This window comes from Cupriavidus consociatus, from assembly GCF_017814975.1.
Classification (GTDB): Bacteria; Pseudomonadota; Gammaproteobacteria; order Burkholderiales; family Burkholderiaceae; genus Cupriavidus; species Cupriavidus consociatus.
In genome coordinates, this window is sequence record NZ_JAGIQA010000219.1 from 1 (window position 1) to 257 (window position 257).

The 257-nt window shown below is 57.6% G+C and carries 1 protein-coding gene; it reads left to right on the plus strand.

Annotated elements, in window-relative coordinates:
* A partial coding sequence (locus tag J8I82_RS38150; protein WP_209765831.1) for a GntT/GntP/DsdX family permease occupies positions 1–123 on the plus strand: 123 nt, incomplete at its 5' end.
* Positions 124–257: the final 134 nt, after the last annotated feature.

A 257-nucleotide genomic window follows, 5' to 3' on the forward strand; every position in this document is an offset into this window, starting at 1 on the left:
TGGCTGATCAAGGAATACTTCAATATGACGATCATCCAGACCTTCAAGACCTGGACCGTACTCGAGACCCTGATTTCGCTGGTCGCCTTCGGCCTGACCTACGGTCTGTCCCTTGTGTTATGAGCCTGTAACCCGGAGCCCCCATGGACATCCTCTATCAGATCCGCGCCCGCCAGGACACTTTCAGTGCCGGCGAAGGGCGTATTGCCAAGCTGATGCTTGAGGATGTGGGCTTTGCCGCGTCCGCCAGCCTGGAG